The sequence below is a fragment of the Dermatophilaceae bacterium Sec6.4 genome, from assembly GCA_039636865.1.
In the GTDB taxonomy this organism is placed as follows: domain Bacteria; phylum Actinomycetota; class Actinomycetes; order Actinomycetales; family Dermatophilaceae; genus Allobranchiibius.
The window spans coordinates 1914150-1928610 of record CP144172.1; the positions used below are offsets into that span (position 1 = coordinate 1914150).

Sequence of the window (14461 nt, forward strand, 5' to 3'; positions counted from 1 at the left end):
GGAGGGTTGTGTCAACGAGGTTGTGACGGACACGTTGCCGGCGGATCTGGAGGTTACCAGTCTGCCGAAGAGTAATTCCGTCTACACGGTGAAATACGACGCGGTGACGCGGGTTTTGACGATCACCTTTGTTCAGGCTTTGGTTAACCCGCCTGGATCGAAGGGGCTTCCTGATGGTGGTGTCGCCACTGTCGATGTCGGGATGAGGTTGCCGGCCGGTACCCAGCTCACGGATGGGACATCCGTTAAGAACACGGCCGTGGTGGACGCTGATAACGCGCCCCCAGCGACGGACTCGGTGACGACCCCGGTGAGTATTCCCAGTGTCATCACGCCGGTGACGACCAAGTCGTGGTCGGGTGGGTCGGCTGTTGCTCAGAGTCAGGAGCCGAGCACTGTCACGCTGGGCACGAAGAACTCTTCGTCTACGGCGGCGCAGGTGACGAGCTTGACGGTCGAAGACGCAACTGCGGCGACGTTCGAGGACTTCGACTTCACCGGCGTGACGCTGCGCTCATTTCCCAAGGGTGCTGACAGGGCCCAACTGCTGGTCTGTACTAAGCCGTTGTCGGTGTGCACGGATAGTGACTACCGGCCCGGCCCGGTCGTATCGTCGGCTGGTCCTGTGGGTCTTCCCGCTGGAGTGTCGGCCGCGGATGTGACCGGTGTGCGGGTCCGGTTCAGCCAGTCGGGCGGAGCGGTGCTCCCGGGGCCGGACACCACTGACGGTGGATCCGTGGCACTTGCGTTGGTGTTGCGAGACACCGTGCGGTCTACCGGGGACGCGTTGGAACCGGCCACGACGCTGACGGTCAAGAACTGTGCCGCGACGACCGCGGTGGATGCGGTGGCTGGCGTTAAGACTGGCGCCGACGCGTGCGCGTCGTATCAGGTGCTGCCGAACCTGGTGAATCTGGGGACGGCGAAGTCGTTCTTCCCGGACACGAACCACAACTACACCCAGAGCGCGAACGAGTACGCCGTCCTCGGCCAGGACTCACCGGTGTCCGCGCTGATAACTGCCAAGAACAATTCGGCGTTCGCTCTGGGGACGGTCACGATCACTGAACCCTCCGCCACCGCAGTCAGCGAGTTCGACAAGGTCGATGTCACCTCGGTGCGGTTGACCTTCCCGGCCGGCGCGACCCAGGGCGTCCTGTCGGTCCTGTGCCGTGACGGATCCGCGCCAGCCGATCGCACCTTCACCTCCAGCCAGTCCTCGGTTGAGAGCGGGTGCCCGGCCGGTAGCGCACCTGCCCGCATCTCGGTCCGTTACACCGGCACCATCGCCCAGGGCGCCACCGCGACCCTGGGGGTGACTGGAAATCTGAACAGCAAAGTCGACCAGTCCGATGTCCCGGATAAGGCGAACCCTGGGGCTGGGGTGGTGGACTGCGCCGACGTGACCGCAGTGCGAGCCGGTACCGAGACCGGTGGTGCTGCGGGTACGGCGTGCCGCACCTTGGCGATCCAGCCGCCACGGACCTCAGGTCCGGGCGTCAAGTCGGTATCTCAAACCAGCGTCCCGGCGGGCCAGCCGATCGATTTCGGTCTCAACCTCACCAACAATGGCAACGTTGATCTGGTCAAGCCCGGCATCAGCGACCCGCAGGTCGATGGCAGCGGGTCGCCGACGTCGCCCAATCCCTTTACCAGCCTGCGCATTACCGGTGTCGACGCGCCGAAGACCGTCGGCGGTTCAAAGGTCACCACCCAGCTTTTCGATCCGGCTGCAGGCCAGTGGGTGGCCTACAACGCCACCGATGTTGTGCTTCTAGCCAGGGCTACCGGCGTGCGTGCTGTGGTCAACGGTCCCCTCGCGCCGGGACAGAGCGTGAAGTTGACGATCCACACCCTGCGCCGGGACGGCGTGCCGGACGGCGTGTCGATCACCAACTGTGCCAACACCATCGGCTCGGACGGTGTCAGGTATCCGGGTATCGATCCGTGGTGTTCCCCGACCATCAACACCGGCCCCGCCGACGCGAGTGCGTCGTTGCAGAAGGGAATCACCCCGGCCAGCCTGGTTCACCCGGTGCCCGGTTCACCGGCGCAGACCGCGCAGGTGCGGTTGGCGGTCGCCAACAACGGCAACCTCAGCCTCAAGCGCCTCGAGGCTGCCGACACCGACCGGGGCTTCTTCGATGGTGTCGACTTCGTCAAGGTCGATGGCATCAACTTCCCCCTCGGCGCGGACCGGGTACAACTGGATGCCTGTACCTCTGCCGCGAACTGCGCAGCAGGAGTATTTGTTAGCGGCGCTCCCACGAGTAGTTCTACGCCCGCCCTGCCAACAGGGGTGACCGCGACCAGCGTGCGCGGCGTCCGGTTCACGTTCACCAGCAGCAGCACCGTCAACGGCGGGTACCTGCTCACACCCGGCAGCAACCTGGGCGGTAACGCGTGCAAAGGCTCCAGCATCTGCTTCTCCGTCGCACCGCGACAGACCCTGGTGTCCACCGGGGCAGCGGTGCCAGATGCGTTGCCGGACACTGCCACCGCAGGGTTGGAATCGCAACTGCAGCCCCCCGGTGTCCTAGCCCCCATCCCACCCTCGACGGCCACCTTGACCCTCACCAAGGGCAGCCCTCAAATATCGTTCGACAAGGGCCCAAGCTCCGCTGTTGGCCCCGGTGAGCCGGCGCCCTTCACGCTCACGGTGACGAACACCGGATCAGCGAACGTACCGAACCTGACCGTTACGGATCCGATCCCGACCGGTCTCCTGTTCGATGACACGTACGTCGGGAGCACTGTTGGCGGCACGGTCGTGCCCTACAAGGTCACCATCACCGGGCTACCGACGGGTGTTGCCCCAACGCAACCGGTCTTTTCCACCACCGTGACCGGGTCGAGCATTACCGACGTCAACTGGGACTTCGGCGACTGGAACCTGCCACCCGGCGCGAGGGTTGAGATTCAATTCCAAACGACCCTGGCCCCCGGTAACCAGGCCGGCCAGCAGATCATCAACAAAGCCGGCGCGACATCGCCCATCGACGGGTTGACGTGCCAGGGCACGCCCAAGGACCCCACGTTCCTTAACGGGTCGTACTGCACTCACACAGCAACGGTCACGACCAAAGCCGGTGCAGCGTTCAATGCCAAGAAATGGGTCGCCGGCAACCCGGATCTAGGGTGGTACAACACCGTCAGCGCCCAGCCCGTGGCTGTCGGCGGGCCGACGTGCCCCTCGTTCACGGTGCAGGCCCGCGCGTACACGGCGTATCCATGTATTGCACTGGTCAACCCTGGTGACCAGTTCGACTACGCGCTGCAACTGGTCAACGCCGGCACCGAATCCGCGACTCAGATGCGCGTCATTGACAAGTTCCCCATCAAGGGCGACACCGGGGTCGTCCTGGACGGCCAGGCGCGTGGCACTCAATGGGCCAACCGGCCCACCCTGGTGTCCGCACCGGAACTGGTCGCCGCACCTACCGGTGCGGTCTTGACCAATTCGTTCACCAACGGCGCGGTATGCGCCACCGACCTGGACCTGACCGGTGCGACCACGTGCCCCGCCGGTGCCTGGAACGATGCGTTCTCGGGTGCGAATACCGGCGCCAAAATGGACCTTCGCTTCGGCCCTAACCTTGCCCCTGGAGCCGGCGTCACCATGACGTTCGCGATGAAGACACCCCTGGACGTGCCGCAGGTATCGGACCCGACTATCGCGTGGAACTCCTTCGGGCATGCCGAATCAACCATCCGAGCGAATGGTTCCACCAGGGTCCTGCCACCCACCGAGCCGTTGAAGGTCGGTATCGCCACGGCATACGGGCAACTGCGCCTGGCCAAGAAGATCGGCGACAACCCGGCCGACCTTCCAGTCGACGGCATCGCGTTCGGCTTTCACGCCACCTGCGTGATCAACCCCGTCGGCGGCACCACTCATACAGTGCTCGACCAGGACTATCAGGTGTCCTCCACCACCCCGGTCGATATCTCCAACCTCCCCGCGGGAGCCAAATGCAGCGTCTACGAGTCCGGTACGCACGGCGGAGTTTCTGACCATCCCCAGAGCAATCCATTGCAGCTGACCATCCGGCCGTCGCTGGGTGCCACGCCCAGCATCCAGACCGCAACGATCACGAACAGCTTCCCAGAGGCGGTCCTCAACCTGGACAAAGTCGTCAACGGTGGCGCCGGAGCAAAATACGGTAAGGGACCCTTCACGATCCAGGTGACGTGCACCTACGCCGGAGTGCCCGTAGCCGGGTTCCCGAAGGACGCGACGTTCGACGGTCCAGGATCGCAGCAAATCAAAGGGGTCCCTTCCGGTGCGGCATGCTCCGCGGTGGAGACCAAGAACGGTGCGGCAACGTCGGTCACCTACGACCCTGCAGCGGGCGGGGACGGTTCCGCACCAGTGGTCGCCAAAGACGGCATGCCACAAACCATCACCGTGACCAACACGTTCGACGCGGGCAACCTCGTCGTCGACAAGTCACTCCAAGGGGCGGGGGCTCCACAACTGTCCGACGGCCCCTTCACCTTCTCCGTCACCTGTACCTTCAACGGCCGCCCCTACGCCGCAGGAACCATCACGGTGAGCGGCAACGGCAAGGACAGCACCCTTACCTCAGCGCCGTTGACCGGGCTGCCCATCGGCGCCCGGTGCGTTGTCACCGAAACTGACACCGGCCACGCGGACAACACCCCGCCCCCGGTCACCGTCACCATCACGGCCGGACCGGCGCACGGCGCACTTCCCGCGGACACCGTCGTTGCAGCCTTCATCAACACGTTCTCCGCGGGCACCCTGCAGGTCAAAAAAGTACTCACCGGAGACGCAGCAACCCAGCCGTGGGCAACAGGCACCACGTTCACCGTCCAGCTGACCTGCCAGATCGAAACCACCGACCAGAGCGGTAAACCGATCCGCGCGACCCTGTACTCAGGTGCGATCAACATCAAGGGCGGCGACACCATCACGGTGACCGACCCCGCGGGGGACGAACTGAAGCTGCCCGTCGGCGCGCACTGTTGGGGGCTAGAGACCGATGCCGGGGGCGCCACCTCCAGCGCGGTCGACTACAACTCATGGGATACCGCGACGGTAGTCACCGTCCAGGACCCTGCAAGCCAACTGCAGCAGCTGACAATCACCGCGACCAACACGTTCGACTCAGCCGCGGTGGTCATCAGCAAGAAAGTGGTCGGCGACGGACCGTCCGGGCCCTACACATTCGCTTTGACCTGCACCACCTCCGGGCCTGGCAACGCAACGAACCCAGTAACCCTGGGGTCGGGTAATTCAAAGTTCTCGCTGTACTCCGGCCAAGTGCGTCGGGTCGTGGTGCCCGAAGGTGCCGACTGCGTAGCCAGCGAAATAACACCACCGTCCGACGCGACGGTAACGATCGTGGATTCTGACCCGGGAACACCCGGCGGCATCTCGGACGGCAAAGTCGACCAGGTGAAGGGCGTGGCCACGATCGCGTTCACCAACACCTTCACCACAGGGCCCCCGACCTCACCACCACCGACGACAGGGCCGCCGACCTCACCACCGCCGACGACAGGGCCGCCGACCTCGCCACCCCCAACGGGGCCGCCGACCTCACCACCCCCAACAACGAGGCCCCCGACCTCACCACCCTCAACGACCGGGCCCCCGACCTCACCACCCCCAACGACAGGGCCCCCGACCTCACCACCCCCAACGACAGGGCCCCCAGTCGTGACCGATGGTCCACTGGGCGGGTCACCAACGTCCAGACTGCTCCTCGGACTCGGGTTCCTCGGTGCCGCATCAGTGCTCGTTGTGGGCCTGCTTGGTCGGCGACGCAGGATGACCAAGCACTAGGTGTACTAACCCGAGACGTTAGGTACGGCGGGTCGGCGTGACATGAGGAAGACCTCCGAGTGAGGTGTGGAGCTGTCTAGGAACCGCTCCTGCACCCGGAGGTCTTCATGTCCCACCGTAATTCACCCCTGTCACCCACCGGCCGGCTGCGCCTGGCTCGGTGCGTCGTGGAGGACGGGTGGCCGCTACGTCGCGCGGCGGACCGTTTCGCGGTCTCGGTCACCACCGCGAAACGGTGGGCCGACCGGTACCGCCAACACGGGCAGGCCGGGATGGTGGATCGGTCCAGTCGCCCGTGCCGGTGCGCGCACCGCACCAGTCGCCGCGGAGAACACCGCGTGGTCGGGTTACGCGTCTCACGACGCTGGGGCCCGGCACGGATCGCCTATCACCTGGGCATGAATGTCTCCACGGTGCAGCGTGTTCTGGCCCGGTATCGGTGTGTTCGGCTCTCGTGGACCGACCCAGCCACCGGCGTACCGGTCCGCGCCCGCCGTCGGCAGGTGCGACGCTACGAACGCGATGCACCTGGGGACCTGGTCCACGTGGACATCAAGAAGCTCGGCCGCATCCCCGACGGCGGCGGGCACCGGATCCACGGCCGCGCGCAAGGGACCCGTAACTCCAGTGCGCACCGCGAACCGGGCCGGGCCCGCAAGGCCCACGGTCGTCCGAACCTGGGGTACGCGTTCTTGCACCACGCGGTCGATGATCACTCCCGGTACACCTACTCAGAAATCCTGACCGATGAGAAGAAGGAAACCGCGCGAGACTTCATGGCCAGGGCCTTGGAGCACTTCGCCTCCGTCGGGATCACCACCGCGCGTGTGATGACCGACAACGGGTCCTGCTACCGGTCCAAGATCTTCGGAAAACTTTTGGCAGACAGGGACATCAAGCACAAACGGACACGACCGTACCGGCCGCAGACCAACGGCAAGGTTGAACGCTTCAACCGCACCCTGCAAGAAGAATGGGCCTATGCCCGCCCATATACCAGCGAGACCGAACGCGTAGCCGCGTTCCCGCAGTTCCTGCACACCTACAATCACCATCGCGGCCACACCGCACTCAAGGGCGACTCACCCGCCGACCGCGTACCCAACCTGGCGGGTCAGTACAACTAGGCAGTCCTCACCTGTGGCGATGCGACGGTGTCCTCAGTGCTGTTCAAAACTGGTTCAGCATCTGGTGCTCGACGTGAGACAGGGGCACGGTGCCCGCGGTGTCACGCGCAGCGCGGGAGTGATCTTACGACGGGTTATGCGATCTGACAGAAGTGCCACCGCGATCGGCGAAGTACTTCCGGACGGCACCGCGCCGGCAGAACCCTGGTAGCCAAGTGCCTGGTAGTCACTGGTGGCTATGTCAAGTTGATTCACTACCAGGGTGACGGTCTGATTCGCTACTACTGGTCGTCGCGGCGGCCTGCTGTTGTTGAGTGCTTGAGGATTTGGCCCGCCGGACCCTGGGAGACCGCAGTGGGGTTCTGTTCGACGTCTCGCCGCGATCGGTCGATGCGGGCGGGATCCCCCTCCCATTGTGCGCGGCAATCTCCCCCATGGTTTGCCCAACAGGGCCATAGTGGACGCATGGGAATCATCGACACCGTCAAAAACCTCCTCAGCGGGCACGACAAGGAGGTCGACCAGATGTTGGGCAAGGTGGGCGACACCGCGAAAACCCGTTTCGCCGGTCACGACGACCAGATCGACGGTCTGGTCGGTCAGGCCCGCCAGCGCACCGGTGATGGCGATACGACCACATCCGCGAGCACTAGTAACCCTGAGGGACCCGACGCCGCCACGCCGACCACCGGGCCGGTCGAGGGTGAGGAACGCTCTTAACGCGACGGCACTGCAGCGAGTGATCGTGGTGGTGGGCGGTCGCCTACGTTCAAATACCCGGTGGCACGCGAACGTCGTACTGCTTGAGTGCTGCACCGGGTGGTTGCTCCGGGTCTTTGCTACAGAATGAACCCATATGGTGCATTTTGAGACCACCGGGTCATGGCTATGACATTGCGACTGTCGGCTGAGGTGCACGAGGCGCTGCGTGCAGCCGCGGCCGAGGAGCACCGCAGCGTGCAGCAGGAAGTGGCTCACGCGATTGAGGACTATCTTGCTCGGCGTGAGACCGAGGAGGTCAAGGCCGACCCGGAGGCACTGCGTGCTCTGGTCGAGGCGCGCGAGTCCGTTCGTTCCGGTGATGTGGTCTACGGCACCGAGGCGGCCCGCGCGCTGGTCTCAGACCGTCACGCTTCGTGAATGAACGAACCCTATGAACTCGGGACCGCCGCGCCCGCGCGACGAGCCCTCGCTGATCGACTCCCTCCCGAGGTGCCCGCAGCGGCCGTCGAGTTCATCACTGGCCCTCTGGTGGAGAACCCCCAGCGCGTCGGTAAGGCACTGACCGAGGAGCTCACCGGTATCCACAGTGCGCGACTCGGCCGGGACTGGCGCGTTCTCAACGAGATCGATGCCGACAAACACACGGTGATCGTGCTCGACATCCAGCACAGGGCGAACGCCTACCGACCTCGCTGACGCAACGCGATCCTCACCCTGGACCGATCGGCATTCGGGGGGGGGGGGGGTCAGAGCCGCTGCAGGCCATTGCAGTGCCGCTCTAGAGTCAACGAATGGACTATCTGGCGCGTCCGATCGACGGGGCTCATGTGAAGCTGATCCAGGTCCGGTGGGGCACGCAGGCCCGCCCGCTGATGCGCTGCCCGCAGTGCTCACAGCGATTCTTACTCGCTCGGACGGGCACCCTGGAGACGGTGACAAAGACCGAGTAGGACCAGCGCCCGGCGCCCTATGAAGGAGATCGCCCGTGGGAGTGCTCGCCTTCGCGGCCCCGAGCCCGAGAGGCCACCCACCGGTTCTGATCACGACACCCCCAGCCCTTCACCGACCCGGGACCAAGACCATCAAGGTAGGGCACGGTCACGACTGCGTGACAGTCTTCTCATGTGTCGCCGTTGGGAACACCTCACCGGGTAGGTTCCCTGTGCCGGAAGTCATCGAGGGCAGGGGGGCACATGGAACCGGTCCCTCTGGACGTGATGTCGGTGCGCGAACTCATCACCGAGCTCTCCGAGGTAGAAGCAGGTCTACGCCAATGGCGCCATCCCGGCGCCACCGACAATCCGAGGCCCGCCGTAGCGGACCTCGTGCACCGCGAACAAGTCATCCTCCACGAGCTGCGCCGCCGACGGGCACGCTCCCACCACCTCGGATCGCGCTGATAACGGCCCGCGCATCACCCAGTTGGAAACGCCCCGGCTGATGCGGTCGCCAGCCGCGTTGACCGTTCGCCGATCGCCTACGGTCAGAGAAGCGGGTGGAGATCGGCTGTTTCCCGTTCGGCTCGGTGCCACGGTGGGGCGATGGATTCGTCTCCGGAGGACACAACAGTGGGGTGCTCGTTTTGCGGTCTCGACAAGCGTTGGGGTGTTTGCGGCACGACTCGATCGCTGTTCGTCTGCGACGACTGCCTCTCGCTGATGGTCAATATCCGCCGCACCGAACTCAGAGATGACGCGTGGCCACACGGTTGAGTGACAGATCAACGCCTGCGACCCTCGCCATGCCCGGATACCGATCGGTCTGCGGGAAGCCAGGCCGGTGCCCTGGGCAGCGATGAATCAACCGGTGGTGGTTGTTGAGTGAGACACAAAACGTTTACGTAATTGCGCTCTGCGCGAAGTTTCATCTGTCCCACACGGGCGGGATGGGTCAGGCCTCATCCCCAGGCGGACAATCTGTCTTTGGTGGCGATCAATGGGCTCCGCTGGTCCACACGACGAAGTTGTTCACGTGGTGTCCTTGCACGAGTGGAGTCCTAGGATCACACGTGATCAGTACAACGACGGGCACACGCGAGGACCCCCACACGCTTTGATCCGTCTGGAGCGTAGTTTTCGGCATGGAACGTGTCCGATTTACCTGCAATTTCAATATTCTCCCCCCGCTGCAGGAGATCATCACCCGATCACGCGCGGTCGCGTTTACCAGATTGTAAAAGTTGTCAGGGCCGTCATAGGTGACGTGTCCGGCGATCACCGAGATCCCGTCCTGACCCGGCATCGCTGAGCCGTTGTACCACATCGTGGTGCGCTGCGGGGGGTAAACCTGACCTTGCGCATTCAAACCCAGGGCTCGGATTGAATCAGAGATCCCCAAGGACGGAATTTCGAGTGCCGTTGGTAAACATCCGGGAGAGGCGGACAACCCATGATCGGGTGTAGAGAAAGAGGTGGGGTTCGGAATCCCAGCGGGGGTTCCACTGCGGTTTTTCGTTGTGGGGCCGGGATGTTCTGGGGTCTTGGTCCTGGAGCCCGCTACCTTCCCGCCGGCGCCGCTCACGCTGCCGGTGGGACGCCAAGAGCATCCCACCATGAAGAAATAGACGACAATTATGACTAAGGCAAAGGAAAATAACCCGCGACGCCAATACTTCGCACGGGTCCCCCCATGATGACCGGCCATTAGTTCATGCTTCGGGGTGAGAGGGGCTTGGATCGGGGGCCCGACGTTGCGATGACCCGGAAAATACCTGATCGGTGTGATGCCGAACGCTCATCGGACTGTCTCCCGATATTCCCTCACAAAGTCGCGCGCGAGAACAACGATTATTCCGGGCCGATGTAGCCTGCCTGGGTGACCTTGACCTCCACCTAGGGCAACCACAGCGACGCGTTCGTGTCCTTGAAGTTGCCGCGGGGCATCCCAATCGGTAGAAGGACCCTCACCTCCCTGGAGCACATCCTCATGATAAGCACAGATCGAGGACCGGAGGCCATTGCCAGTCTCGACGTTCCGAAGGGTAATCGGGAAAGGTTCTGTCATCGGATAGTCGTTCGCCGGTCGAGCGGGGTTGGGGTGTCGGTGTCACCATCGGATGACGGTGAGTGCAGTTGGCCGTCGGCTGTCGATAGACATGATCCCAGTCGCCGCCGAACCTACCGGCAAGTAGCAGTTAGCGCGACTGCGCCTGAGGGGTCGTCACTACGTCGACTCAGCTGCTAGCGGTCGCGGGGGGAGGGGTTGGTGTGGAGTCCAGTACGGGTTCTACGGCGGTGTCTTCGGGGGCGGTTACTTCACCGGGGTAGAAATACGTGCTGGCCAGTGCTGCGATCGCGCCGCCGATCAGGGGCGCGACGATGAATAGCCATAGTTGACTTAACGCGGTGCCGCCCACGAACAGTGCCGGGCCGATGCTGCGCGCGGGATTGACCGAGGTACCGGTCAGGGGAATGCCGATCAGGTGCACCGCGCCTAGTGCCAACCCGATGGTGACCCCACCTATCTGTGGCCAGGCCGCTTTGGTCGTGACGGCCAGCACCACGAACACGAACAGGAAGGTGAGAACGACTTCGGCCAGGAATGCGCTACCGGCGTTGAGGTGGATCATTGATTGGTCCCCGAACCCGTCGGTGCCTAGCCCTGTTTTCTTGGTGGAGTAGCCCTTGGCCCCGGCGAACATTCCCCGCAGCACGCCCGCGCCGAGGATGGCACCCACGATCTGTGCGATCCAGTAACCGACAGCCTCGCGCAGGGGGATACGTCGTGCTATCAGGAAGCCGATCGTGACCGCAGGGTTGATGTGCGCGCCGGAGATGGGGCCCAGGGAGTAGGCCAGGATCAGCATCACGAGCCCGAACGCCAGGGCGGTGGCTACCACCCCTGCCGATGTGCTCGAACCGGTCGTCGCGAACCCGAAACACAGGGTTGCGGTCCCTACACCGAAGAACACCAGGCAGGCTGTTCCTAACGCCTCAGCGACCAGTTTGCGCAGATCCATCCGAGTGCCTCCTAGAGGAATACGCGATCAGAGGAGATCACGTGAGCACATCCTCATCGGCGAAGCCCGCCCGTGTCCAGCACCCACGCCGATCGTCTCACGCCAACACCTTTGCGGCAGTGCACCTCCCAGCTCAGCCGGGTGCTGCTAGTGACGCAGACTTGTGAACCTGGCAACAGCAGCGCGGCGCAACCCCTGGTTGACCTAGGGGGTGACCGCGCTGCTGTGAGCCGATGACCGGTCCTAGGTGGTCAGCTATCGGTGTCGACGACGGTCGCGCCGTCGGCGGCGCGTTGCACGGCCTCGGTGCCTTTGTGGGCCGCGGTCTTGGTTTCATACCCCTGGCCTTGGGCCACGACCTCACCGTTACCGGCCTTGAGTCGGAAACGGTACTTGCCCGACTTGTCCTCATAGACCTCAAACTTGCCCGCCATACGCGTCTCCCTTGCCCTCACAGTGGTGACCGAGTAGCACGTGCTGCCCGGTAGGCCCGACGTTACCGACCACGACCGCCCCCGGTAGGGCAATCGCATAAAGCTGACCGGCGGCCAATGTTGGGATGCCACCCCGCCGGCCCTGTGGAACCGGGTAACTACCAGGGATGACCGATATTCTGCGTGGTGCTGCAGGAACCTGTTTTCCCGAGAGGTACTACCCATGCGCGTCACCCGTACAGCACTAGTCCCCGCGGCCGTTCTGGGCATCGCCCTGGTGGCCGGTTGCGGACCGTCCAGCTCCAGCGCCGGCAGTTCCAGTGGTAGTGGCGGTTCCTCGACCGCTTCGCACGTAGCTGCTGGCTCCTCGGCCAGCTCCAGTGCCGCCAATGCCGCGGCCAGTTGCCCGACATCCAACACCCGTTCCTTCGCCAAGACCCGGTTCGCTGGCGATGTGGGCCTGGCGATCGGGACATTCCACCGCTATCTGTACAAGCCCTACCGGGCGGGTTCCTTCACCAAGGGCGCCAATGGCCGGATCAAAGCACTCCTGAAGGGCGGCACGACCGCGGCCCTGGACGTGAGACTGCTGCACAACGCGCAGGAAATATCCAAGCCAACCCCACCTTGTGCACAAAGCTGTACGCGCCGATGGCGAATGCCATCACGAAACTGGACTCCATCAAAGGCAACATCATCCACGGTGATGTCAGCGAACTCACCACGACCAACGGTCTGCTCGAGGGTGTCCTATCCAGCGGCAACTCCAACGGTGTGGGCATCAAAGAAAGCACTGACACCAGCACCGGCGACGCCGGTTAACTCACCTCGGGCTCCGAAACCTCGCAGCCACCATGTCCGGGTCACGATGGTGACCCGGACAAACGAGCCAACGCTTTCACTACTGGGCCCCTGACGGTGTCCAGTAGTGCCCGCAGTGGTCGTCGTGTGCCCAATCAACGGCGCGCGTTCGCCCCTTCAATGTCTCAGATGAGGACCCGCCACCGGTCAGCGATTGGTAGCTGATTTGAGCTTCTGCGTCGACCACGAGGCAAGTTCTACAGTCAATCAATTGATTACCTGTTCTAGAGTCAATCAAATGGTTACCTGTTCTAGAGTCGGTCAATGGACTACCTGGTGTGCCCGATCGACGCGGCGCAGTTGATGTTGATCCAGGTCCGGTGGGGCGTGCAGGACCGCCCGCTGATGAGCTGCCCACAGTGCTCTCAGCGCTTCGTACTCGCCAGAACGGGCACCCTCGTCAGGGTCACAGACCCTGAGTGAAGCCGGTGCCCGAGGCCGGTGCGCGGTCTGCCAAAGCACATTGAGGGGCTCCAGCTCACCTCGAGGTATTACCGCTGGGATATACCCGACCAGGGCGGGGCTGGGGTGGAGTCCAGCAGAGGGACGCTGCGTGGCGCTGACGCGTGGCCACCGAGAGGGCGTCGAGGGCTGATTTCCTGAGTACACATCACAATCTGGTGTTCTTTGAGTGTGCGGGGCACTTGAGCGGATTACGCTTCAAATGACCGCGTCACGGTCCCGCCGACGCCCCAACGGGGCGTCACCGGGCGATTTCGTCATCAAGCCCCGAGCGCCTCGCCGTGATCGGAGATCCTGGGTGTCCGCCCGGGTGCTGTGCCACCACTTGAGGAGATTTTCATGGGATTCATGGATAAGGCCAAGAACGTCGCGCAGGGCCTGCAGGGCAAGGGAAAGAAGGCCGCTGGTGATGCTACGAACGACAAGAGCATGCAGGCCGAAGGCCAAGCCGACCAAAGCAAGGCCTCAGCCAAGAAAGCTGGCGAGAACGTCAAAGACATCTTCAACGACTGACTGTGCTGCGTGAACGAGGGAGACCCCCCCACCCCAACGGTCACACTCCGACACCCATAAGTGGGGACTGGGGTTGATCACCGGCAAATCTGGGAGGCCACCTCCCCTTTACTGGAGGCCGCTCATCAACCGCACACCGGGCACATCCTGCAGGTAGGACCGCGGGCCGGCCACCCCACGACCTCGGACTGCCTCAAATGGCGAACCATGACCAGTTGCTCACCCATTCGTGCCCGTCCCGCGCTGCCTCCCCGATTCCGAAACACGGTGGTGAGCGGGGAACCATCACCGGTCAAACCCGGCACGATAGTCCAGAACCCACGACAGGCTCTGGCGCGTTCTCGTGCCGTGAAGGCCAGCCCACCGACCTGGCCCGAGCTCCCGGCCTGCACGTGCTCCAACTCGGCGCGACCGGACGTGAAAGCCGTTATGCCCCTGAAGAGACCTACCGCCTTGAACCCCGTGCGCCGCCGTGCCGGGGACGTACGGCCGGCGACGTGGTCCGTTATCCCCGAACAAGGACGCTATGACCCCAACAGCAACGCCGCCTGAGCCGCGTCGAACGCGGTTG

At 63.9% G+C, this 14461-nt stretch carries 12 protein-coding genes; 10 read left to right on the forward strand and 2 right to left on the reverse strand.

The window, feature by feature from the left end; translation table 11 throughout:
• The first annotated feature begins 259 nt into the window (after nt 1-259).
• From V3G39_09230 to V3G39_09260, 7 genes are all read left to right on the forward strand, one after another.
• Nucleotides 260-5812 (forward strand): DUF5979 domain-containing protein, encoded by a 5553-nt coding sequence (locus tag V3G39_09230; protein XAS74855.1) that lies wholly within the window; start codon nt 260-262, stop codon nt 5810-5812.
• Between the two features lie 107 nt (nt 5813-5919).
• Nucleotides 5920-6939, forward strand: coding sequence for an IS481 family transposase (locus V3G39_09235; GenBank protein ID XAS74856.1), 1020 nt, complete (start codon nt 5920-5922; stop codon nt 6937-6939).
• A 465-nt stretch (nt 6940-7404) separates the two neighbouring features.
• Nucleotides 7405-7659 (forward strand): antitoxin, encoded by a 255-nt coding sequence (locus V3G39_09240; GenBank protein ID XAS74857.1) that lies wholly within the window; start codon nt 7405-7407, stop codon nt 7657-7659.
• A gap of 162 nt (nt 7660-7821) precedes the next feature.
• Complete coding sequence (locus V3G39_09245; protein XAS74858.1) at nt 7822-8079, forward strand: hypothetical protein; 258 nt, start codon at nt 7822-7824, stop codon at nt 8077-8079.
• Nucleotides 8080-8358: a type II toxin-antitoxin system RelE/ParE family toxin gene (locus tag V3G39_09250; protein XAS74859.1), complete on the forward strand. Its 279-nt coding sequence runs from the start codon at nt 8080-8082 to the stop codon at nt 8356-8358.
• Nucleotides 8359-8453: 95 nt separating this feature from the next.
• Nucleotides 8454-8612: a hypothetical protein gene (locus tag V3G39_09255; GenBank protein XAS74860.1), complete on the forward strand. Its 159-nt coding sequence runs from the start codon at nt 8454-8456 to the stop codon at nt 8610-8612.
• 243 nt (nt 8613-8855) lie between these two features.
• Nucleotides 8856-9062, forward strand: a complete 207-nt coding sequence (locus V3G39_09260) for a hypothetical protein (GenBank protein XAS74861.1) — start codon at nt 8856-8858, stop codon at nt 9060-9062.
• A gap of 1772 nt (nt 9063-10834) precedes the next feature.
• On the opposite strand, the gene V3G39_09265 is transcribed toward V3G39_09260, so the two are convergent.
• Complete coding sequence (locus V3G39_09265; GenBank protein XAS74862.1) at nt 10835-11620, reverse strand: MIP family channel protein; 786 nt, start codon at nt 11618-11620, stop codon at nt 10835-10837.
• A 251-nt stretch (nt 11621-11871) separates the two neighbouring features.
• A complete protein-coding gene (locus V3G39_09270) occupies nt 11872-12054 on the reverse strand; it encodes a DUF1508 domain-containing protein (protein ID XAS74863.1) in 183 nt (60 codons plus the stop codon).
• Between the two features lie 651 nt (nt 12055-12705).
• Here V3G39_09270 and V3G39_09275 point away from each other — a divergent pair.
• From V3G39_09275 to V3G39_09285, 3 genes are all read left to right on the forward strand, one after another.
• Nucleotides 12706-12876: a hypothetical protein gene (locus tag V3G39_09275; GenBank protein ID XAS74864.1), complete on the forward strand. Its 171-nt coding sequence runs from the start codon at nt 12706-12708 to the stop codon at nt 12874-12876.
• Nucleotides 12877-13179: 303 nt separating this feature from the next.
• Complete coding sequence (locus V3G39_09280) at nt 13180-13338, forward strand: hypothetical protein (GenBank protein ID XAS74865.1); 159 nt, start codon at nt 13180-13182, stop codon at nt 13336-13338.
• A 378-nt stretch (nt 13339-13716) separates the two neighbouring features.
• A complete protein-coding gene (locus tag V3G39_09285; GenBank protein XAS74866.1) occupies nt 13717-13890 on the forward strand; it encodes a CsbD family protein in 174 nt (57 codons plus the stop codon).
• Nucleotides 13891-14461 lie beyond the last annotated feature (571 nt).